The organism is Halolamina pelagica (genome assembly GCF_001307315.1).
GTDB lineage: Archaea > Halobacteriota > Halobacteria > Halobacteriales > Haloferacaceae > Halolamina > Halolamina pelagica_B.
The window spans coordinates 2,086,705-2,108,218 of sequence record NZ_LGUC01000001.1 but is presented as its reverse complement, the minus strand read 5'-3'; the positions used below and the strand labels follow the sequence as shown (position 1 = coordinate 2,108,218).

The following is a 21,514-nucleotide window of genomic DNA, read 5'->3' as shown; positions in this document are numbered from 1 at the left end:
CGCTTTCGTACCCCCCGCGCTACCCACGCCCGATGAGCGACCCCGTCCCCACCGGCTGCGACCCGATCGACGACCTGCTCGGCGGCGGCTTCGAGCGCGGCACCGTCACGCAGGTCTACGGCGAACCCGCGGCGGGGAAGACCAACCTCGTCCTCGCGGCGGCGGTCGAAGCAGCCGTCAACGGTGGCCGCGCGCTCTACATCGACACCGAGGGGCTATCGATCGACCGCTTCCGCCAGATCGTCGAGGGGAAGACCGACGGCGAGGCCGACTTCGAGGAAGTCGCCTCCCGCATCGTCGTCTCGGAGGCCCACGACTTCGACGAGCAGGCCGAGGCGGTCCGGGACGCCGCGGAGTTCGCCGATACTGCGGACCTGATCGTGCTCGACTCCGCGACGGGGTTCTACCGGCTCGAACGCGCCGGCGACGACTCCGGCGGCGAGTCGCTCCGGAAGGTCGCCGACCAGGTCACCCACCTGCTCTCGCTGGCCCGAAAACACGAGCTCGCCGTCGTCATCACCAACCAAGTGTTCCGCGACCCCGACGCCGACCGGACCCGCGGGCTCGGCGGCAACACGCTGGAGCACTGGACGGGCGTGGTGCTGCGGCTGGAGCGGTTCCGGGGCGGGAACCGCCGCGCGTCCCTGGAGAAACACCGCTCCAAGCCGACCGGTGACTCGGCGACCTTCCAGATCACCGGTGCCGGACTGGAGCCGACCGAGGAGTTCTAAGCGGGCCCTTTGCTGCCGAACTGGACCGCCAGCCAGCCGCCGATTCCGGCGCCGGTCCGCCGGCGAGGTAGCCGAGGTCGACACCGAAGGCGACGTATCCCAATGCGGCGGCGACTACGCGAGTCTCGACGTGGGCCCCGAGAGCAGACTCCGGCCGAACAAGAACAGGAGCACGAGGAGGAACGGGAGCGCGGTGACGGCGCCGGCCCGTCCTCCTCGCGTAGGCGTCAATCTCGGTGCCACGAAGCCGGCGACAGCGCCAGCGACGAACGGCACGCCCAGAACAGCAGGTCCGGCGCGGTACCGACAAACGCGATTCCGAGCGGAAGCAGCATCGTTCCAACGAGGGCACCCGATAGAGCAGCACGCCACATCGGGGAGAAATCCTCGACGAGACACGCCGGGTTACGACCATACGGGTCGGGAAAAAAGGAGGCGGTTCGTCAGCGGTGGGTCGGCACCTCTCTACAGTTCGTTCAGCTTCCGCATCAGCTGGCCGCGGTACTCCTCGTCGGCTTTCACACCTTTGAGTTCGAGGACGTTACGCTCCAGTCGGTCGAGCGCGACGTGGAAGGCGTGCTCGGCGCCGTACCCTTCGCCGGAGCCGGCGACCTGGCCCTGCGTCGTCCGCAGGCGGATCTGACAGCGCAGCAGCGGCGTCCCACGGAGCTTCTCCTTGTGCTGGGTGAAGCGCACGTGGGCGTGGAGCACGTTCATCTCCTGGAACTTGTCGGCGACGCTGGTGATGTCGGCGACGATGTCCTCCCGAGTGAGCACGTCCAGCAGATTGACGTTCGTGATCTGGACGTCCATCGACTCCTCCTCGGTGTGCGTCAGCGCACGCAGCACGTCGGTCTTGGTGATGACGCCCTCGATCTCCGAGCCGTCGGGCGTCGCCGTCACGACCAGCCCGGAGATACCGTTCTCGAACATGACCGACACCGCCTCGTCGACGGTCTCGCCGGCGGTGATCGTCTGGACCGGGCTCGACATCAGGTCGTACGCGGGGATGTCGAGCATCCGGTCGAGTTCGCCGCGGCGGTCGCCCTCGCCCTGGCGCTCCTCGTCACGGACCGCGAAGTCGACGATGTCGTTGGTCGTGACGATGCCGGTGAGTCCCCCACTCTCGTTGGTGACCGGGAGCCGGGAGATGCCGTTCTCCCGAAGGCGGTTGATCGCCTTCCCGACGTGGTCGTCCTCGGTCACGGTGACGATGGACTCGGAGGCGATGTCGCCGACCGTGATCGCCTTGAGGTTCTCGTGGACTGCGCGGAGGATGTCGTCGGCGGTCACGACGCCCCAGAGGTTCTCCCCTCGTAAACGGGCGCGATCTTCACGTCGCCCTCGACGAGCACCCGGCTGACTTCGCGGACGTCGTCGTAGCGCCGCACGTTCGGCGGACTCCCGCCGCTGCGGGAGGAGCGGACGATCGCCCCAGCTTTGGTGTCGTCTTCGACGTGAGACTGGATCAGCTGTTTCTCACGGATGACGCCGATACAGTCGCCGTCGTCCATGACGACGATCCCCTTCGGGTTCTCCCGCTCGAACAGCGACCGCACCTTCGCAACCCGGGTGTCGGCCTCGACCTCGACAAACTCCTTGACAGCGATATCAGAGATGTCCATAGACACGTATTGATTCCCGCGGCGAGGCCTTGAAGCTTGTCGCCGCGTCCCAGTATCCGGGATTTTCACCTGCACCGCCCGCTGGAGGCCTGGAACCGGTCGAACGGGGACCCCACACCGATATCGACCTACCGACAGTTCGTCACTAGGCAGGACCCGAGCGTTCTTGGGGCTGGCTCACAGATGTCGAAAGCCATGCACGAGCACGCAGCGACCAGCCGCGCCGCGTTGGTTCACAGTGCGGCGGTGGCGGGCGGCGAGGTCGCCGCGGAGTTCTTCCGCACCGGCGTCGCGGTGGAGACGAAAGACGGGAAGACGGACGTGGTGACGGAGGCCGACCGCGCGGCCCAGCGGGCGGTCGAGACGGCCATCCGCGCGGAGCATCCAGCGGAACCGTTCGTCGGCGAGGAGGGTGAGGCGCTGAAGCAGGTGCCGAGTGCGGGGCCCGCCTGGGTCGTCGACCCCATCGACGGCACTAACAGCTTCGTCCGGGAGCTGACGACCTGGGCGACTGCGGTCGCCTGCGTCGTCGACGGCGAGCCTGTCGCGGCCTGTAACGTCCTACCCGCACTCGACGACGTGTACACCGCCGACAGCGAGGCGGCCTACCGGAACGGCGCCGAGATCTCGGTCTCGACGGTCGCGGACCCCGAGCGCGCCGCCGTGATCCCGACGGTCTGGTGGCCACAGGCGCGCCGCGACGAGTACGCCCGCGCCTGCGAGGCCATCGTCTCCCGGTTCGGTGATCTCCGCCGGCCCGGGAGCGCACAGGCCGCACTCGCGATGGTCGCCGCCGGCGCCGTCGAGGGCGTGATCACCAACGTCCAGACGAAGCCGTGGGACACGATCGCCGGCGTCCACCTCGTCCGACAGGCCGGCGGCACGGTGACGGATCTCCGGGGCGAGCCGTGGCACCACGACGCCCGCGGACTGGTCGTCTCGAACGGCGAACTCCACGACGTGCTGCTGGACGCGGCCCAGGAGATCGACGCCGAGCAGTAATCCGGTTTTCCCCGTCGCCGCCGCGACAGCCGCAACCCCAAAGAGGCCCCACCTCTCACCTCCGGGTATGGAACTCGACGACACGGACCGGCAGATCCTCCGCATCCTCCAGGAGGACGCCCGGACGCCGTTCAGCGAGGTGGCGCGCCGGATCGACATGTCCAGCGCGACCGTCCACGATCGGGTGAACCGCATGGAGGACGCAGGGGTCATCGAGGGGTACCACGCCAAGGTCAACGCCCGGGCGGTCGGCTACGGCGTGAGCGCGTTCGTCGGGCTTCGGACCGAACAGGGCCGGGAGGAGGAGGCGCTCGCGCATCTGGCCGGCCTCGCCGAGGTGCAGGAGGTCCACCTGACCACGGGGCAGTGGGACGTGATGGTGCGACTCCACGCCGAGGACACCGACGCGCTCCGGGATTTGATGTTCGACCACATCGCCGACACCGAGGGGTTCACCCGCTCCCAGACGATGATCGTCCTCGGCACCGACTACGAGGCCGACGGCCTGCCCATCTGACCGACGGACTCAGTTGCCGACGTACTCAGCCTCCGCGGAGTTGCGGTCCGGACCGAACGAGACGATCTCCGCGTCGACCACGTCGCCCACGTCGGCGCGCTCGGGGACGCCGTCGACGAAGATGACGAACCCCTCCCGTTTGCAGACCGCCACGCGTTCGCCGGAGTGGTGGGCGTTGAACTCCTTGATGCCGAGCGTGACTCGCTCGCCGATCTCGACGGGTGGCTCGCGGTCGGTCGCGTTCTCGTGGGCCTCGCGAGAGGCTGCCCGCTGCGCCTGCCGGATTCCGTCCGCTCTCCCTTCCGGTAGGCGACGTAAACGACGAGCCCGGCCAGTACGACGCCGGCGGCGACGAACATCGGTGTCGGCGTGACCATATCGACGGTGGCGGCGCCGCCCGGAGTAACGTTACTGGTCGGGGATACCGCAACCCTGAAGCCCCGCGCTGTGTGCTGTTGGGGTATGTTCTCCCTCCGCGAGCGCGCCGCCGAGAACCCAGCACGAGCCTGGGCTGCGGTCGTCGGGACGCTTCTGGCTGCCCTCATCGGGGGTTCGATCCTGTTCCCCGAGACGGTGTACGACGGCTTCGTCTGGCACTACTTCTGGGGCCAGTGCAGGCCGACGCCCACAACGCGGTCTGTGCGGTCCGGCCCGGCAGCACGGTCGAGTACCTCTACAGCTCCTCGGCCTGTCAGGCGGCCGCCGAGCCCGTCGCCGAGCCCGGCTACACCGTGGTCAGCGAGATCGGCTACATCGTCGCGCTGCTGATCACGATCACCGGCGTCGTGCTGCTGCTCGAGTACCTGAACATCGGCGAGGACCGCGGGCTGTTCTGGGCGATGGTGCCGTTCATGTTCCTCGGCGGCGCGCTCCGAACCGTCGAAGACGCCCACAACGCGATCGGCGACAGCTGGTTCGACTACCCGCTGAACACGCTGCTGATCAGTCCGACGATCTACGTCACGATCTTCGTGATCGCACTCGGGAGCATCCTCCTCGCGCTCTGGCTGTCGCGGCGCGGCTACGTCGACGACTACGTGCGTCCGTTGACGGCGATGGGGAGCCTCGCCTTCCTCGCCTCCGTCGCGTACCTCACGATGCTGGCGGCGACCGAGCCGCAGGTGACGTTCTACCCGCTGGTGCTACTCGCGATGGTCGGCCTCAGTGCGGCCGCCGCGGCCGGGACGTGGTACGCCATCGAGGCGTTCGCCCCGAAGATCAACGAGGGGACCGGGTTGGCCGGCGCGATGGTGCTCGTCGCTCACGCCGTCGACGGCGCGGCGAACGTGATCGGACTCGACTACCTGATGGCGCTCGGCGTCCCGTACAACCTGACCCCCAAACACCCCGCGAACCGGTTCATCGTCGATCTCTTCGGCGCCGCGTGGCCGTTCCTGGTCGTGAAGATGGCGGCGGCGACGTTCCTGATCTGGGTGTTCGAACCCGAACTGGTCGAGGAGACGCCGCGGTACACGACGCTTCTGTTGATCGCGGTCAGCGCCGTCGGTCTCGGCCCGGGGACGCGAGATCTGCTGCGTTCGGTGTTCGGAGTCTGAGGCGGTGTCTGCGGGCGTCGCCGACGCCCGGCCGAGCCGTCGACGGTGGACCCGCGCCATTTTTACCCCCTGGCCCAGAAGGACGGGTAAGAACATCCCGCGGGTAAACGCCAGCGAGGCGTTGCGGGGATCGGTGACCGACGCGCTGTAAGACGCCGGGGTCCACGACCCCCAAACTCGCGGCTGTTTCAGTACGCACACCGCCACAAACGTGGCTTTGAGTGCATCCAACCATGGAAGTCGAAATCGCAACAATCGGCGGCTACGAAGAGGTCGGTAGACAGTGTACCGCGGTCCGCGCGGGACAGGACGTGGTCATCTTCGACATGGGCCTGAACCTGAGTAAGGTCCTGATCCACGACAACGTCGAGACCGAGCAGATGCACAGCCTCGACCTGATCGACATGGGTGCCATCCCGGACGACCGCGTGATGTCCGAGATCGAGGGCGACGTGCAGGCCATCGTGCCGACGCACGGTCACCTCGACCACATCGGCGCCATCTCGAAGCTCGCACACCGTTACGACGCGCCGATCGTCTCGGCGCCGTTCACCATCGAACTGGTCAAACAGCAGATCCAGGGCGAGTCCAAGTTCCAGGTCGACAACGACCTGATCAAGATGGATCCGGGCGAGACGATGCAGATCGGCGACGACACCGAACTCGAGTTCGTCAACGTCACCCACTCCATCATCGACGCGATCAACCCCGTCCTCCACACCCCGAAGGCGCCGTGGTGTACGGGCTGGACAAGCGCATGGACCACACGCCGGTCATCGGCGACCCGATCGACATGGACCGGTTCCGCGAGATCAGCCGGGAGGAGGGCGTCCTCGCATACATCGAGGACTGTACCAACGCCTCGAAGAAGGGCCGGACGCCCTCCGAGCGCGTCGCCCGCGAGCACCTGCGTGACGTGATGATGAGTCTGGAGGACTACGACGGCGGCATCGTCGCCACCACCTTCTCCAGCCACATCGCCCGCGTGAAGAGCCTCGTCGAGTTCGCCGAGGAGATCGGCCGCGAGCCGGTGCTGCTCGGTCGCTCGATGGAGAAGTACTCCGGCACGGCCGAGCGCCTCGGCTTCGTCGACTTCCCGGACGACCTCGGGATGTACGGCCACCGCAAGTCCGTCGACCGCACGTTCAAGCGGATCATGAAGGAGGGCAAGGAGAACTACCTCCCCATTGTCACCGGCCACCAGGGCGAGCCCCGCGCGATGCTCACCCGGATGGGTCGCGGCGAGACCCCTACGACATCGAGGACGGCGACAAGGTCATCTTCAGCGCCCGGGTCATCCCGGAGCCGACCAACGAGGGCCAGCGCTACCAGTCCGAGCAGCTGCTCCGGATGCAGGGCGCGCACATCTACGACGACATCCACGTTTCGGGCCACCTGAGCCAGGAGGGCCACTACCAGATGCTGGAGGCGCTCCAGCCCGAGAACGTGATCCCGGCCCACCAGAACCTCCAGAACCTGGCGAAGTATGTCGACCTCTGTGAGTCCGAGGGGTACAGCCTGGGCGACGACGTCCACCTCTCCCGGAACGGCACGGTCCACACGCTGACTGAGTAACGATGAGCGACGAAGCGACGGTCGAACGGCTGCTCGCCGCGGTGACACAGCGCCGCGAGCGGGTCAACGACGCGATCACCGAGGAGCTCCCGATCCAGGAGCCCGAACGGCTGTACGAGGCGTCTCGCTACCTCCTCGACGCCGGCGGGAAGCGCCTCCGGCCGACGGTGTGTCTCCTGGTCGGCGAGGCACTCGCCGACGTGGAGCCTGGCAGCGCCGACTACCGCGAGTTCCCGGCGCTGTTCGACGGCAACGTCGACCTGCTGCGGGCCGCCGTCAGTATCGAGGTGATCCAGTCGTTCACGCTGATCCACGACGACATCATGGACGACGACGACCTCCGGCGCGGCGTGCCGGCGGTCCACCGCGAGTACGACGAGGCGACGGCGATCCTCGCGGGCGACACGCTGTACGCCAAGGCGTTCGAGTTCATGACCGACACCGGGAGCCAGCCCGAACTCTCCGTCGCCGCCACCAACCGCCTCGCGCGCACCTGTACGGAGATCTGCGAGGGGCAGGCGCTGGACGTGGAGTTCGAGAACCGTCACGGCGTGTTGCCCGAGGAGTATCTGGAGATGGTCGAACTCAAAACCGCCGTGCTGTACGGCGCCTCCGCGGCCATCCCCGCCATCCTGCTCGGCGCCGACGACGACACCGTCGAGGCGCTACGACAGTACGGCATCGACTCCGGGCGCGCGTTCCAGATCCAGGACGACGTGCTCGACCTCACGGTGCCCAGCGAGGAGCTGGGCAAGCAGCGCGGCTCGGACCTCGTCGGCGAGAAGGAGACGCTGATCACGCTCCACGCGCGCCAGCAGGGCGTCGACGTGGACGGCCTCGTCGACGCCGAGACCGCCGACGAGCTGACCGAGACGGAGGTCGCCGACGCCGTGGCGACGCTCGAAGACGCGGGCAGCATCGAGTACGCCCGGTCGAAGGCCGAGGAGCTGACCGCCCGCTCGAAGGAGCATCTCGACGTGCTGCCGGACAATCAGGCGAGCCACCTGCTCGCGGATCTGGCTGACTACCTGATCAACCGGGGCTACTGAGCCCCGAGCCGCATCGATTTTTACGGACCCACGGCGACGAGCGCCCATGGAGTCGACGCCCAGCGACCGTCGCCGCCGCTCAGTCCGCCAACTGCTGTTCGTCATCGCCGGCGCCCACACCGGCGCGTTCGCGGGGTCGATCCTTCCGACGTTCGGGCTGCCGGGGAACATCGCGAGCGGCCTCACGGTGCTGGTGCTGTTCGCGCTGCCGTTCCTCGTGGACGCCAAGTGGGAGTACGTCGATCCGCTGTTCGAGAAGATCATGCACTGAGGCCGCCCACGCAACTGGCCGCGATGAACACGCTCAAGCCGCCGCCGCCACGAGGTCCGCCGTGTCTCGTTACCAGGACGCCGGGCTGTTCGCGGTGCTGGCTGTCGCGTGGGGGCGGGCTTCTCCGCCATCGAAGTCGGGCTGGAGACGATCCCCCCGATCCTGTTCGGCGGCTTCCGGTTCGACATCGGTGCGGTCGTGACGCTGGTCGCGCTCGCGGCGCTCGGGCGGCTGGACCGCCCACAGGTGCGGGCCGACTGGTACGCTATCTTCGTCGCCGCCGCCCTGCTCGTGTTCGCCAACGTGTTCTTCCTCTTCGTCGGCCAGCTCTACACCTCCGGCTCGATCGCGTCGGTCGTCTACAGCCTCAACCCCGTGCTGACCGTCGGCTTCGCCGCCCTCCTGCTCTCGGGGACGAGCTTCGCGGCTCGGGACGCCGTCGGCGTCGGCCTGGGCCTGATCGGCGTCCTCCTGATCGCCCGCCCTGACCCGGCCGCGACGAACACCGCGCCGGCCGAGGCGCCGGAGTTCCTCTCGACCGCCTTTGCGGTGCTCGGCCCCGACGGTGTCGGCGCGGCGCTGGTGTTCTGTGCCGTCATCGGTGTCGCCGCCGGGAGCGTGCTGCTGCGCCGGATCGAGGCGCCGATGGCGAGCCTCCCGACGACCGGCTGGGCGATGGCCGTCGGCGCACTGATGCTCCACGCCGCCAGCCTCGCGATGGGGGAGTCGCCGATGGTCCCCTCCGGGAAGTGGACGCTGCTCGCCGTGGCGTACGTCGGCGTCGTCGCGAGCTCGGTGGGCTACGGCGCGTACTTCACGCTGATGCGGCGGCGCGGGCCGTTCACTGCCAACCTCGTCAGCTACGCCGTGCCGCCGGTCGCGTCGGTCACGGGGTGGGCGCTGCTCGACGAGCGGCTACCGCCGCTGGCGATCGCCGGCTTCAGCTGTATTCTCGTCGGCTTCCTCGTCCTGAACCGCGAAGCCGTGAGTGCGGAGCTCGGCAAACTGACGGCCTGACACTCAGTCGAGGTCCGCCAGGATCTCGTCGGCGTGGTTCTCGGGGTCGACGCCCTCGTAGACGGCGACGATCTCACCCTCGCTGTCGACGACGAACGTGTTGCGGAACACGCCCATCACCTCGTTGCCGAACACGTTCTTCTCGCCGTAGGAGTCGTACGCCGCCGACACCGCGCCGTCCTCGTCGGAGAGCAGATCGAAGGGGAGATCGTACTTCTCGCGGAAGTCGGCGAGATCCTCGACGGGGTCGTCGCTGATCCCGACGACGGAGATGCCGGCCGCCTCGTAGGTGTCCCAGTCGTCGCGGAACGAGCAGGCTTGGGTGGTACAGCCAGGCGTGTCCGCGCGGGGGTAGAAGTAGACCACCGTGTACTCGCCGGGCAGCGCCGCGAGCGAGACTTCCTCGCCGTTCTGGTTCGGGAGTGAGAACTCGGGTGCGTCGTCGCCGGGTTCGAGCATGGCCGGAACTGCGTGCGGCGGGGACTAACGCTTTCCGCTACCAGCGGTGTGGCCACAGCCACCCATCCACTACCCAGACAACCACGGGCCGTGGCGTCGCCGGGAGAGGCAGTAAAGAGATTACGCGCCCCCACGAAGCAGTCACACGAATGGCCTACGAGTACGACGGAGACGCACACACGGCGCTCGTCGAATCGTACCGCGCGGACGAGTCCCCGTTCCCGACGGGCGCGCCGTCGGCGTACCCGCGTCAGGACTCCTTACGCGAGGAACCACCGCTGCTCAAGCGGCTTCTGTTCCCGCGGTGCTGGAACGGGGGCGAGCTGCTGGGCGACCCCGGAGCGACGCGTGCCCAGCTGACCGAACTGGGGCGCTGTATGCGCCGGGGGATCCGGGCGTACTCGGGCGGGTCGGCGGCGCCGGCCGCGATCGTCGACGAGACGCTCGACCGGCTGCCCACAGTCAGGCAGAAGCTGAAACGGGACGTGGAGGCCGCCTACAAGGGCGACCCGGCGGCGACGCAGTACTGCGAGATCATCCGATCGTACCCGGGGTTCCACGCGATCCTCACCCATCGCGTCGCGCACGGGCTCTACGAGCACGGCTGTGTCGGCTACGCCCGCGAGCTCGCGGAGTACTCGAAGTCGGAGACGGGGATCGACATCCACCCCGGTGCGGAGATCGGGGAGTACTTCTTCGTCGATCACGGCACCGGGACGGTGATCGGCGAGACCGCGACGGTCGGCGACTGGGTGCGGATCTACCAGAACGTCACCCTCGGTGCGCTGCACTTCGAGGAGGAGGAAGGGGAGGAACACATGCTGGCGAAAGGGTACAAGCGCCACCCCGACATCGGCGATCACGTCGTGATCGGCGCCGGAAGCAACGTCCTCGGCACGGTCTCGGTGGGCGATCACGTGAGCATCGGGGCGAACTCGTGGGTGACCGAAGACGTCCCGGACGAAACGAGCGTGTTCATCGCCGACCACCCCGAACAGGAACGAAAACCGAACCGGTGATTCCCCGAGGGGGCTTCACTACCAGAGCTCTTCGGCGGCCTCGCGCTGGAGCAGCGCCTCGGCGTTGTCGTCGGGGAGTGCGACCACGTCCGCAGTTTTGAGCTCGTACTCGCGGTCGTCGACGCCGAGCAGGCGCCCCACGTCTTCGGTGACACGGACGGTCGTCCGGTCGGTGTCGGCGTCCTCGGTGGATGCCGGCGACCCCTCCGGCGTCGACGCGGTCGCAACTCCGCCGTCGGATCGGGGATCGGCCGGCTCCTCCGGCGGCGACGACGGCTGGTCGGCGTCGCGCGGTGGCGCGTCCGGCGGCGCCGCGGGAACGTCGTCCGACTCCTCGGGCGGGCCGGCGGGCGACGCAGCCGTCGTGCCGGTGCCGACTGCCGGTTCGTCCCGGGAGGGAGTCTCGTCGCCCGTCGGGACGGACTCTCCGGGCGTCGGCGCCGCTTCCTCGGGCGCCGGGGCCGGCTCCTCGGGCGTCGCCGACTCGGTCGGTTCGGGCTGGGCGCCGGGCGCGCCGACGGAGGATGCGGGCACGCTGTCGCCCTCGCCGGCGAGGATGTCGAGCACCCGCGAGCGGTTCTCGCCGATGCGGCCGACCATGTCCTCGAACAGGTCCCGCTCCTGGGTGGTGAGGCCCTCCTCCTCGACGGGCATGTCCGCGGCGGCGAAGGAGGCCATCTTCACGACCTTGCCGACCCGGCGCTCGTAGATGGCCTCGACCACGTCCTCCGCGCGCTCGATGTCGTCGGAGAGCTGGGAGACCTCCGGATCCGAGAACGGATCGTCGGTCGCCTCGGCGACGCGGCTGCGTTCCTGCTTCAGCTCCTCGATGTAGGCCGCCACGTCCTCGTAGAAGGAGTCCCGCAGGTGCTGGAGGCTGTCCTTCTGGCGCTCCTTGCTTTGGACGGTTTGGAGTTCGTCGATGTCCATGTTTGGTGTCGTTGTGCGCGTACCGCCGGGGGCCTGCGGGCCTGTTCGATTACTCTGCGGCTTTCTCGGCGCGCCCCCTCGCCATGAGGAACACGCCGACGTACTCTTCAACTGATTGCGGACCGGGGTCCATAGCTGTTTCGGCGCCAACGTCGATCGGGCCCGGCTCGGTCACGTTCACCATGATCCGCTGCCCGCGGAACCGGTCGGCGACGGCGTCCTCGAGCGGGTCGAACGCGTCGAGGTCAGCCGGAGCGATCGGTTTCACGACGAACCCCGTGCCGCCGTGGAGCGTGCCGGGCAGGCGGATCAGCCGGCGTACGTCGGTCGTGACCGGCTCGTCGATCGGCGCGGTCTCGTTCCCGACCACCTGCGCGCTCAGCGCCTCGACCAGCTTTCGCAGGCCGGGGCCGCCCGCCTCGACGTTCCCCTCGCGGATCGCCTCGGGGTTGCGCTCGACGGCGTCGAGAATGGTGCCCGCGCGGCCGTCGCCGATGCCGTCGAAGGCGGTGAGTCGGTCCATCGCGTCCTCGCGACTCTGCTCTCGGAGGTCGGCGACGAACTCGACGAGTTCGCGGTGGACCCGCCGACCCCAGCCCCCGCTGGTTTTGAGCTCGCGGCGGGTCGTCCCGTCGTAGGAGACCGTGCGGATCAGGTCGTCGCGGTCGAGATCGACCGCGCGCAGGTAGTCGACGATCTCGCGGCGCGCCTCGCTGTCGAGTTCGAGCAACGCGTCGTTGCGAACGTGGACGTGGTAGCCGCGGCCGCCGGAGAACACGATCAGCAGCTCGTCGTCGTCGAAGCCGAAGTCCTCCCGGAGGAGATCAAGCAGGCGCTGCAGCGCGTCCTTGCAGGCGTCGAGCATCTCGGCGTAGCTGGCTTCGGTTTCGTCGACGCCGGGAAGGTGGTCGGCGTCCAGATCGAACACGAGGTCCGCGCCGCGCCACCCTTTCTCGGGCATCTGCCGGGCGCCGGGGTCGTCGTAGCGCGCCGCCGAGAAGTAGGCGTGTCGGGGCGATTCACGCTCGAGGAACTCCCGGATCGACTGTGCATCCCCGCCCATGTCCAACAGCGAGCGGTGGCGCACCATCGTCGTCCCGGCGCTCTCGGTGTAGGGGATGTGCCCCCACTCGCGGGCGTCGGGCGCCGGCGGCACCGAGAGGTCGGCATCGGCGTAGTAGTCGCCGAAGCGGCCCCGAAGGTAGTTACGCGTGCGGTCCTCCATCTCTGTGCCCGATTGTGCAGTTCGGGGTATAGGCCTTGCTGTCGGGCGGCGCTCACCGACGGAGTCCCGGGCCGCAAGCTCTCCTCGCGGCCCCGCCACGGGACGCGGTCACAGGGCTCGAGCCGGTGCCATCCCGGGGTTTCGACGGCTCCCCAGTTCGACGGCTTTAAGTCTCGCATCGCCGTCTTCTCCGACGAGACAGGCGTAGCCTGTTTCACTCACCCGTAGGAGCCGCCTACGCGTACTACGGAGGTGAAAGATGGCAGATTCAATAGAGGAAGCAGTATCCCGCGCACTCGAGGACGCCCCGGCTCGGAACTTCACCGAGACGGTCGACCTCGCGATTAACCTGCGCGATATCGACCTGAACGACCCGTCCAACCGGGTCGACGAGAGTGTCGTTCTCCCGTCCGGTACCGGACAGGAGACCCGTATCGTCGTCTTCGCGACCGGTGAGACCGCCGTTCGTGCGGAGGACGTCGCCGACGAGGTGCTCGGCCCCGACGAGCTCGAGGACCTCGGCGACGACGACGACGAGGCCAAAGACCTCGCCGACGAGACGGATTTCTTCATCGCGGAGGCCGCGATGATGCAAGATATCGGCCGCTACCTCGGGACCGTGCTCGGTCCGCGAGGGAAGATGCCGACCCCGCTCCAGCCCGACGACGACGTCGTGGAGACGGTCGAACGGATGAAAAACACCGTTCAGATCCGCTCCGGCGACCGCCGGACGTTCCACACCCGCGTCGGCGCCCAGGACATGACGCCCGAGGAGGTCTCGAACAACATCGACGTGATCGTCCGACGGCTCGAGGCTGACCTCGAGAAGGGGCCCCTCAACATCGACTCCATCTTCGTGAAGACGACGATGGGGCCGTCCGTGGAGGTGCCCGCATGAGCGAAGCCGAAGACGTCCGCAAGACCGAGACGGTGCCCCAGTGGAAGCAGGCGGAAGTCGACGAGCTCGTCGACTTCCTCGAGCGCTACGACGCCGTCGGCATCGTCGGCGTCACGGGCATCCCCTCGCGGCAGCTTCAGAGCATGCGCCGCGGGCTCCACGGCACCGCCGAGGTGCGCATGAGCCGCAACACGCTCATGACCCGCGCCGTCGAGCAGGTCGACGAGGGCCTCGAGCAGCTCGCCGCCGAGATCGCCGGCGAGGTCGCCTTCGTCGGCACGAACGACAACCCGTTCGGGCTGTTCAAGGAGCTCGAAGCCTCGAAGACGCCGGCGCCGATCGGCGCCGGCGAGACCGCGCCCAACGACATCGTCATCCCGAGGGTGACACCGGGATCGACCCCGGTCCGTTCGTGGGCGAACTCCAGTCGATCGGCGCGTCCGCGCGGATCATGGAGGGGTCGATCAAGGTCACCGAGGACTCCCACGTGCTCGACGCCGGCGAGGTCGTCGACCAGGACCTGGCGAACGTGCTCGCCGAGATGGGCATCGAGCCCAAGGAGGTCGGTCTCGACCTGCGCGCCGTCTACGCCGACGGCGTGCTGTTCGAGCCTGACGAGCTGGCCATCGACGTCGACGAGTACCGCGAGGACGTGCAGGCTGCCGCCGCGGCCGCCCGCAACCTCTCGGTCAACGCGGCCTACCCGACTGCCGAGAACGCGGGCACGCTGCTCGCGAAGGCGGCCGGCGAAGCCAAGTCCGTCGGCCTCGAGGCGACGATCGTCAACGAGGAGCTGGCCCCCGATCTGATCGGCAAGGCGGACGCACAGCTGCGTGCGCTGGCCGCCCAGATCGACGACGAGGAGGCGCTCCCCGAGGAGCTGCAGGGCGTCGAAGCCCCGGCAGCGACCGAGGAGACCGACGAGGAGGACGCACAGGACGACGAAGCAACGGACGCCGAGGACGCCGACGACTCCGAACCGGAGGACGACTCCGACGACGACGGGAGCGACGGCGGCGAAGGGCTCGGCGAGATGTTCGGGTAACTCAGTACAATGGAATACGTTTACGCTGCACTCACGCTGAACGAATCGGGCGAGGAGATCAACGAGGAGAACGTCACGGCGGTGCTCGAAGCCGCCGGCGTCGACGTCGAGGAGTCCCGCGTCAAGGCCCTGGTGGCCGCGCTGGAGGACGTCGACATCGAGGAGGCCATCGAGACGGCCGCCGCTGCGCCCGCCGCGGGCGGTGCGGCCGCCGGCGGCGCCAGCGGCGCCGACGAGGCCGAGGACGAAGCGGACGAGGCCGAGGAGGAGGCCGAGGCCGAGGAAGAGGAAGAAGACGAGGACGAAGGCGACGGCGGCGAAGGCCTCGGCGAGCTGTTCGGGTAACCGGCTCTCCGCTCTCGACCGCTTCGACAGTGCCGCTTTCTTTCGACGCCGACCGCAGAGCCGTGGCGCCGTCGACTCACGACGCCGGCGGTTCGTCGACCACGTCGGTGGGTCGATCCGGATTGCCCTGCTGAGACAGCATCGCAGCGTCGGCGACCGGGAACACGATGCCTTGCTGGCTGGTCGTCGAGTTACTGTCGGAGATAGACGACCACACCGAGGATAGCACAGGCGACACCGATGACTACCGGGACTGGACCGCTGGTAGCACCGAACTCCCAGCCGAAGACCGCGGTTCCGACGAACGCGATGGCCGCGACGGCCAGTCCGATGACGATAAGCAGTGGGGAGTCGCTGGATCGACCGGGCATACGCGTGGCTCGGGAGTCCTGACCCATAGTTCCGCAGGATATCGCTGTCGCTCGTTGGCTATCGTTCGGACGGATTTTGGGTGGGCAAGGCCCGGATGGTGGAGGCCGCCTGGTTGGCGAGCGCAATACTTTCTTGCGCTCGAAGACCGACAAAGGGATAGCGACAGTTTCGGCGTTCTGAAACAGCCGCTCGGCGTAGGCCATACTTGATTGTTGACCCGCCTTTTGCTCTTCTTTGGACCAGTGATCGCCGAGTGGCCGTGACAATTATATGATCCCCGACTATTTTGGCTGAAATCTACTCACTGACCGTCTAGATCACGGGACTCCTACCTTACAATATATTGCAGTGAGCGGTTTCAAAATGGATGAGCGCCAAAACGGTTTTGGTATAGGTATGTAATCGTTAAACATGCTTAGGCGTGGCGCGAGCGACGTACAAAATGGACACCAACCTGAAGCTGTACCTGACATTGTTCGCTCGCTCGCCGGGGGCGAACCAAGAAGCCAAAGGAAGGGGGAGCCGCGGGAGGTCTTGGGAATCAATGAGTCCGTTACCGTCTGGACTGACGGAGGACTAGATCTCGGGAAGGCTCGGTTGCGGGGTGGCACGAAAGGGCCGGCTCGTGTTCATGATTGGGGGGATTGTCGCTCGGTCGGAAGTCTACAGAGTGTTCAGTATTGTCCGCGCAAGGAGATGCACCAATGAGAGCACGGTTCGCGGATCAACTGAGGGGGGTGGAGTGATGTCAAGTGTAGATAAACTAGGGGCTGTGTGGCTGTCTCTAATGATCGTGTCGTCGATATTCGTCGGTGTTGTAGCCGTCTCAGGATCAGCGAGTGCAGCCGGTAATACAGTTCAATTCGACTTTTCTTCAGCCTACAATGCAGACGTCGTATATGGAGAAGATGAGTCCGGGGACTTTGATGGCTGGGGAGCGTTAGTTACAAATACTGTTGCAGGTAATAATGCGAATTCAGGTGATGGATTACCGGATGATGGCGTTTTCCCTTCAACTTCGACCCACCCAAGGATAGAACTCGCTACTACTCATGGCAACGCTGGTAACAACGCATGGCAAGTCTCCACAACGAATGAAAATACGTTCACTGTTTCAGATGGACAGTATGAAACGGTTCACGTGATTGCCTCTGCCGGGGGAGCTGGCGCCGGTTCACCTGCAAAATTCAGGGCCAAACTTCACTATAGTGATGGCACTTCCTACACGTCTCAAGAATTCACAGTTCCGGATTGGTATGGAGGTCCGCCTAACAATCCGGGATACGTCCTCAAAGATGGAATGGACCGATGGTACCATGAGGGTGATCCGTCGGTTTACCCCTCATATTACGAGGATGCAGATGCTCCCGGAATCTGGGGGTTTGCAATCTCTGCTAACTCGGACAAGACGTTAGAGAAAATCACGATCAACGTAACCGAAAATGAGGCAGGTTCGTTCAACTTCTTCGGTGGAGCGGCAACAGCAAAAACGAGCGATGCTGTTGTCTCTCCGACCGGAACCACACCCAAACTCTCAACGACTCCGATCACGGATGCCCAGACGGGCGACACGAATGAAGTTACAGTAACGGTAACGTTTGACGAGGACATGACACAAAATACGGGTGATGTCACAGTCACGCCGGACGTCAACGGTGACCTATCGACTGTTCCGACAGTCGAGAATAAACGCTGGACTGATGCTCAAACCTTTAAAGTGGACGTTCAATTTGTGGATGACAACGAGGAGGTAACGGGGGTAAGCTTGGAAGTCGATGGAGCGAAAGACCTAGACGGGAATGAGATGAGCAGTTCGGTGTCCACGACGTATGATGTCGATACGACGAACCCGAAAGTGAGCAGCGCCTCGATCTCGAACACGCCGATAACTGATGGAAATGCAGGAAATCAGCAGATAGTCACTGTTGAGTTTGCAGAATCGATGGATACATCGACGACTCCAATAGTCGAGATTACGGGTGTGAGTGGTGGTCCGATCACAGTCTCTGAGAGTTCGTTCAGTGATTCCACTTGGACAGGGGCGGTCACTATCGCGGACAATGACGAGGACGTGACAGCAACGATTGAGGTGAGCGGGGCTGCCGATTCGAACGGAAACGTGATGAGCAGTCCGGATACGTCGAACACGTTCGTCGTCAGTACGACGAACCCGACGGGAAGCACGCCGATTCTCTCACCCACGCCGATAACTAATGCGGAGACCGGTGATGGCAATGAGGTTACGGTCACCGTGTCATTTAGCGAAAGAATGTCCCAAAATACGGATGATGTCACAGTCACGCCGGACGTCAACGGTGACTTATCGACTGTTCCGACAGTCGAGAATAAACGCTGGACTGATGCTCAAACCTTTAAACTGGACGTTCAATTTGCGGATGACAACGAGGAGGTAACGGGAGTAAGTTTGGAAGTCGATGGAGCGAAAGACCTAGACGGGAATGAGATGAGCAGTGCGGTGTCGACGACGTATGATGTCGATACGACGGATCCGTCCACTGGCGGGGGTGGTAGTAGTATTTCGACAGGGTTCGAGATCGATGAGCAGGATACTGAAACCGCGACCGAAGATGGAGAGATGCAGGGCACTATTACTGGGTACAAAATCGGGGATACATTATCCGTTCCGACCGAAAACGTGGATACGAAAACAATCGTCGTTGAGCGAGTAAACGTGTCCTTCGACATGGGGACAAACATCCACAACGATATGAAGGTCCAAGCCGGAACGGAACCACCACAAGGTGTCCCCGAATACAGTGATGCTGAGCAGACGGGCTACGTGAGTGTTACTATCGACGGGAATCTCGCAGATAGAGTCACGAACGGTGAAATTACAGTACGGGTCCCAGAAGAACAGATGCCTGATGACCCGTCAGCAGTCGATGTTTATCACGCGGACGGCGAGACGTGGGGTCAAACTGAAAAAACGTATCTCGGAAACGATACGTATAGGATCGACACACAGAGTTTCCCGACATTCGTTGTCGTCGTAGAGGACACACCTGAACAAACAACGACCACTACACCGACTACCACTAGCACCCAGACTAGCACGTCAACGACGACACCAACGACGACTGAACCCGTACCCTCAATTGACACGGCGACTAAAACAACGCCGGCACCAACGACAACCGGGACGTCCGCACCAGGGTTCGGAATTGTATCAGCCCTCGTCTCGCTGCTGGGTGGAGCTCTTCTCTTGTGTAGACGGTAACCGCCACTCGTTATCCCAGAGAACAGATCGTGTACAGTAATCCAAGGAAATCTCGTCGGGATATGCTGGGTAGTGTTGGAGCAGGTCGTCTTCTTCAACAAATCAAGATAGTCGGTGGAGTCAGTGGCTCTGTTGAAATCCTCTTCTCCGGATAGGTTCTCATCTGAAACAGCCGGTAGATGAGAGATGCGAATCAGTCACGCTACAGTGGCTGAAATAGACTGAGAAGATTGCTAAGTACAGACGGTTCATATGGAGCCGAGTTGCCACTCGCCCGAGGGTGTCATAGAACGAGTGGCACACCAAAGAGCAGGGTGAATGCTGAGGTGGATGAGTTCAGCGACCCTGCAAGATGATTTTCGCGCTGTGGCTTCGCCTCCTCGTCGCAATCACTAACTACGAACGTGGAGACGATCCGGGAAGCACGATCATCTCGGTGTGAGAAGCGTTCTATGACACCCTCTCTAGTAAGTAAGCTGAACTCCCTCGTTTGTTACTCCCTCGTCGATCGCTCCAGTTCTATCGTCACGATGCTCCCTCGAGGATCGTTCTCTTCGAACGACAGGTGGCCGTTCGACCGCCTGACGATCCAGTACACGAACCACAGGCCGAGCCCGGTCCCGTGAGACAGCGATCCAATCTCGGTCTCGCCCAGCAGTGTCTCGCGCTCTACAGCGGGGATACCTGGACCGGTATCGGCGACCTGGATCCGAACTGTGTCGGTGTGGTCTTCGACTCGCAGCGTGACCGCTGGATGCGCTTGCTCCGCGTGCACAGCAGCGTTCTCGAGTAGCTCTCCGACTGCCCGTTCGATGCCTGGCATCGCGACGACAGCCGTCTCTTCGGGACAGTCTATCTCGACAGTCACGCGTGCCTCAGGATACTCCCGTCGGAACTGCTGCACCTGCGTTCGGAGGCGGTCGACGAGCGAGATCGGACGCGGGGACTCCGACGTCTCTATGAGATCGAGAATGTCACGGTATGTCTCGGCGAGCGACAACAGCCCTTCGCTGGTCTGTTCGATCTGTGCCGCATCCGCTGCAGTCTTCCCAGTGGCGGTCAGTTGAATCTCCCCTGCCTTCCCGAGGATTACGTTCATCTCGTTTCGAAGATTATGTCGCAGGACTCGCGAGAGCACTTTGAGTTGCCGTTCGCGCTCTTTGAGCGGTGTGATATCCGTCTGAATAGCGACGAACTCCTCGACGGTGCCGGACTCGTCGGTAATCGGTGCGATCGTCTGGTGGGCGTGATAGAGCGCGCCGCTTTTGGTCTCGTTGAGCACGTTCTCCTCCCACACGTCGCCCGCCAGAATCGTCTCCCACAAGTCGACGAAGTACTCATCAGCCATCCGTCCGGAGTCGAGCAACTTCGGCGTCTGACCGAGAGCTTCCTCGGGCGCGTAGCCGGTAACCTCCTCGAATGCGGGATTGACGTACTCGATCGTGCCGTCGTGATCGGTAATGTAGATAGCGTGCCCGGCCGTGTCGATCGCGCGGCGGAAACGCCTGAGATTCTGTTCGCGGTCTTTCCGTTCGGTCACGTCGCGTGCCGTGAACAGGACGAGATCGGACTCCTTGGTCGGATGCTCGAGTGGGGCCGTCCGCGCTTCGTACCACGCGAGCTGTTCGTTGGACCGTTCGACAGAGTACTCGATGCGCTCGCTGTCGTCTGTACGGAGTGTCGTCTCGGCCGCCTCCTGGATCGCAGTCGCAGCCTCGTCAGACAGGAGTTCGTCGATCGGACGGTCTACGGAGGCTGCCGCCTCCTCATCCAGGAACGTTTCAGTCCCCGCGAGTATCTCGCGACACCGACCGGCCTCGTCGACGAGGAAAATCGTGTCTGGCGATCCCTCAAGGACGGCCTGGAGACGGTTTTGATTCGCGCGGAGTTCGTCGTTGATCGTTTGCAGCCGGTCTTTGAGGGCTGCTTCTTGCCGGACATACTGCAGCAGATAGAGAACGAGTACAACTGTGAGTATGCTGACGATGAACCCCGGCACCTCGCGGAGCCCCGGTGGTGCACCTAACACCGTGATGGCCTGCCGAATCGCCATCAGAGAGAGCAGTGCGGTGAAGAATACGAACCGTCGGTCTCCGACTTGCCGTAACAGAAACAGTGAGAGAATGACTCCCAAAACGCGTAACAGGAGCGACAGTAGAAGCGGTAGATTCGCATCAAACATCTCCTGAACGCTATACGCTTCCAATACAGATGATAAAAAGCCGGTGTCTCCTTCGAGTCTCCTGTCGGCTAGGAGTACTACCGCTGCGTCGTAACAGAGTGCCCGACCAAGCGCGTGACCGCTCGCGAGCAGCGCGATGGCGACGAACTTCTCTTCAAACAGCGTTTCGGGAACGGCGTCGAAAGTGAGGAAGCGGTCACCGCGTGTCGCGAACGCGGTCAGGTCCTCGTCGACTGCCTCCTGGATGCGCTGGAACAGATCGGGATGCCGCTCGCGATACCGAGCGAGATGGTAGCCGCAGTAGGCGATGGCCGCCGACGCTGTGCCACGGAACGCGGTAGACGGCGGCTGTGTTACAGGCACCTAGCCCACAGGAAGTGGAGGGGTCGACAGGCCCGACATCTGCCTCGAGGAAGGATTGCGCCGCGGCGTTGAACTGCGGGAAGCGACCGCGGCTC

At 64.7% G+C, this 21,514-nt stretch carries 16 protein-coding genes and 4 pseudogenes; 13 read left to right on the top strand and 7 right to left on the bottom strand.

Annotated features, from left to right (window positions below; translation table 11 throughout):
* The first annotated feature begins 32 nt into the window (after positions 1–32).
* Positions 33–731, top strand: a complete 699-nt coding sequence (gene radB / locus SY89_RS10925; RefSeq protein ID WP_054584235.1) for a DNA repair and recombination protein RadB — start codon at positions 33–35, stop codon at positions 729–731.
* 465 nt (positions 732–1,196) lie between these two features.
* Here the strand turns inward: radB and SY89_RS10920 are convergent.
* Positions 1,197–2,356: pseudogene (locus SY89_RS10920) on the bottom strand (CBS domain-containing protein).
* Positions 2,357–2,551: 195 nt separating this feature from the next.
* Here SY89_RS10920 and SY89_RS10915 point away from each other — a divergent pair.
* Together SY89_RS10915 and SY89_RS10910 are read left to right on the top strand one after the other, a co-directional pair.
* Positions 2,552–3,358: an inositol monophosphatase family protein gene (locus SY89_RS10915; protein WP_054584711.1), complete on the top strand. Its 807-nt coding sequence runs from the start codon at positions 2,552–2,554 to the stop codon at positions 3,356–3,358.
* A 67-nt stretch (positions 3,359–3,425) separates the two neighbouring features.
* The gene (locus SY89_RS10910) at positions 3,426–3,875 is read left to right on the top strand and encodes an Lrp/AsnC family transcriptional regulator (RefSeq protein WP_054584234.1); all 450 of its coding nucleotides are present in this window, start codon (positions 3,426–3,428) and stop codon (positions 3,873–3,875) included.
* A gap of 9 nt (positions 3,876–3,884) precedes the next feature.
* Here SY89_RS10910 and SY89_RS17750 read toward each other — a convergent pair whose 3' ends face one another.
* Positions 3,885–4,028 (bottom strand): hypothetical protein, encoded by a 144-nt coding sequence (locus tag SY89_RS17750; protein ID WP_204374454.1) that lies wholly within the window; start codon positions 4,026–4,028, stop codon positions 3,885–3,887.
* A 309-nt stretch (positions 4,029–4,337) separates the two neighbouring features.
* Here SY89_RS17750 and SY89_RS10905 point away from each other — a divergent pair.
* From SY89_RS10905 to SY89_RS10885, 5 genes and pseudogenes are all read left to right on the top strand, one after another.
* A pseudogene (locus SY89_RS10905) lies at positions 4,338–5,431 on the top strand (DUF63 family protein).
* A gap of 233 nt (positions 5,432–5,664) precedes the next feature.
* Positions 5,665–7,006 (top strand): annotated as a pseudogene (locus SY89_RS10900) (RNase J family beta-CASP ribonuclease).
* 2 nt (positions 7,007–7,008) lie between these two features.
* Complete coding sequence (idsA3, locus tag SY89_RS10895) at positions 7,009–8,055, top strand: geranylfarnesyl diphosphate synthase (protein ID WP_054584233.1); 1,047 nt, start codon at positions 7,009–7,011, stop codon at positions 8,053–8,055.
* A 46-nt stretch (positions 8,056–8,101) separates the two neighbouring features.
* Positions 8,102–8,326, top strand: a complete 225-nt coding sequence (locus tag SY89_RS10890) for a hypothetical protein (protein WP_054584232.1) — start codon at positions 8,102–8,104, stop codon at positions 8,324–8,326.
* 108 nt (positions 8,327–8,434) lie between these two features.
* Positions 8,435–9,343, top strand: a complete 909-nt coding sequence (locus SY89_RS10885; protein WP_080506681.1) for a DMT family transporter — start codon at positions 8,435–8,437, stop codon at positions 9,341–9,343.
* A gap of 3 nt (positions 9,344–9,346) precedes the next feature.
* On the opposite strand, the gene bcp is transcribed toward SY89_RS10885, so the two are convergent.
* On the bottom strand, positions 9,347–9,802 hold the full coding sequence (gene bcp, locus SY89_RS10880) for a thioredoxin-dependent thiol peroxidase (protein WP_054584231.1): 456 nt from the start codon (positions 9,800–9,802) through the stop codon (positions 9,347–9,349).
* Between the two features lie 149 nt (positions 9,803–9,951).
* Between bcp and epsC the strand changes: the two genes are divergently transcribed.
* The gene (gene epsC / locus SY89_RS10875) at positions 9,952–10,821 is read left to right on the top strand and encodes a serine O-acetyltransferase EpsC (RefSeq protein ID WP_054584230.1); all 870 of its coding nucleotides are present in this window, start codon (positions 9,952–9,954) and stop codon (positions 10,819–10,821) included.
* An 18-nt stretch (positions 10,822–10,839) separates the two neighbouring features.
* On the opposite strand, the gene SY89_RS10870 is transcribed toward epsC, so the two are convergent.
* Together SY89_RS10870 and priS are read right to left on the bottom strand one after the other, a co-directional pair.
* A complete protein-coding gene (locus SY89_RS10870) occupies positions 10,840–11,751 on the bottom strand; it encodes a hypothetical protein (RefSeq protein WP_054584229.1) in 912 nt (303 codons plus the stop codon).
* 49 nt (positions 11,752–11,800) lie between these two features.
* A complete protein-coding gene (priS, locus tag SY89_RS10865) occupies positions 11,801–12,976 on the bottom strand; it encodes a DNA primase small subunit PriS (RefSeq protein ID WP_054584228.1) in 1,176 nt (391 codons plus the stop codon).
* Positions 12,977–13,235: 259 nt separating this feature from the next.
* Here priS and SY89_RS10860 point away from each other — a divergent pair, with 259 nt between their 5' ends.
* The 3 genes and pseudogenes from SY89_RS10860 (at position 13,236) to rpl12p (ending at position 15,264) form a co-directional block, all read left to right on the top strand.
* Complete coding sequence (locus SY89_RS10860) at positions 13,236–13,874, top strand: 50S ribosomal protein L1 (protein ID WP_054584227.1); 639 nt, start codon at positions 13,236–13,238, stop codon at positions 13,872–13,874.
* A pseudogene (locus tag SY89_RS10855) lies at positions 13,871–14,919 on the top strand (50S ribosomal protein L10). The gene SY89_RS10860 and the pseudogene SY89_RS10855 overlap by 4 nt, the downstream one beginning before the upstream one ends.
* 9 nt (positions 14,920–14,928) lie before the next feature.
* Entirely contained in the window at positions 14,929–15,264 is a 336-nt protein-coding gene (rpl12p, locus tag SY89_RS10850) for a 50S ribosomal protein P1 (protein ID WP_054584226.1), read from the top strand.
* Between the two features lie 76 nt (positions 15,265–15,340).
* Here rpl12p and SY89_RS17290 read toward each other — a convergent pair whose 3' ends face one another.
* The gene (locus tag SY89_RS17290) at positions 15,341–15,481 is read right to left on the bottom strand and encodes a hypothetical protein (protein WP_189319151.1); all 141 of its coding nucleotides are present in this window, start codon (positions 15,479–15,481) and stop codon (positions 15,341–15,343) included.
* 786 nt (positions 15,482–16,267) lie between these two features.
* Between SY89_RS17290 and SY89_RS16020 the strand changes: the two genes are divergently transcribed.
* On the top strand, positions 16,268–18,874 hold the full coding sequence (locus SY89_RS16020; RefSeq protein ID WP_080506680.1) for a PGF-CTERM sorting domain-containing protein: 2,607 nt from the start codon (positions 16,268–16,270) through the stop codon (positions 18,872–18,874).
* A 493-nt stretch (positions 18,875–19,367) separates the two neighbouring features.
* On the opposite strand, the gene SY89_RS10840 is transcribed toward SY89_RS16020, so the two are convergent.
* A complete protein-coding gene (locus SY89_RS10840; protein WP_080506679.1) occupies positions 19,368–21,419 on the bottom strand; it encodes a PAS domain-containing sensor histidine kinase in 2,052 nt (683 codons plus the stop codon).
* Positions 21,420–21,514: the final 95 nt, after the last annotated feature.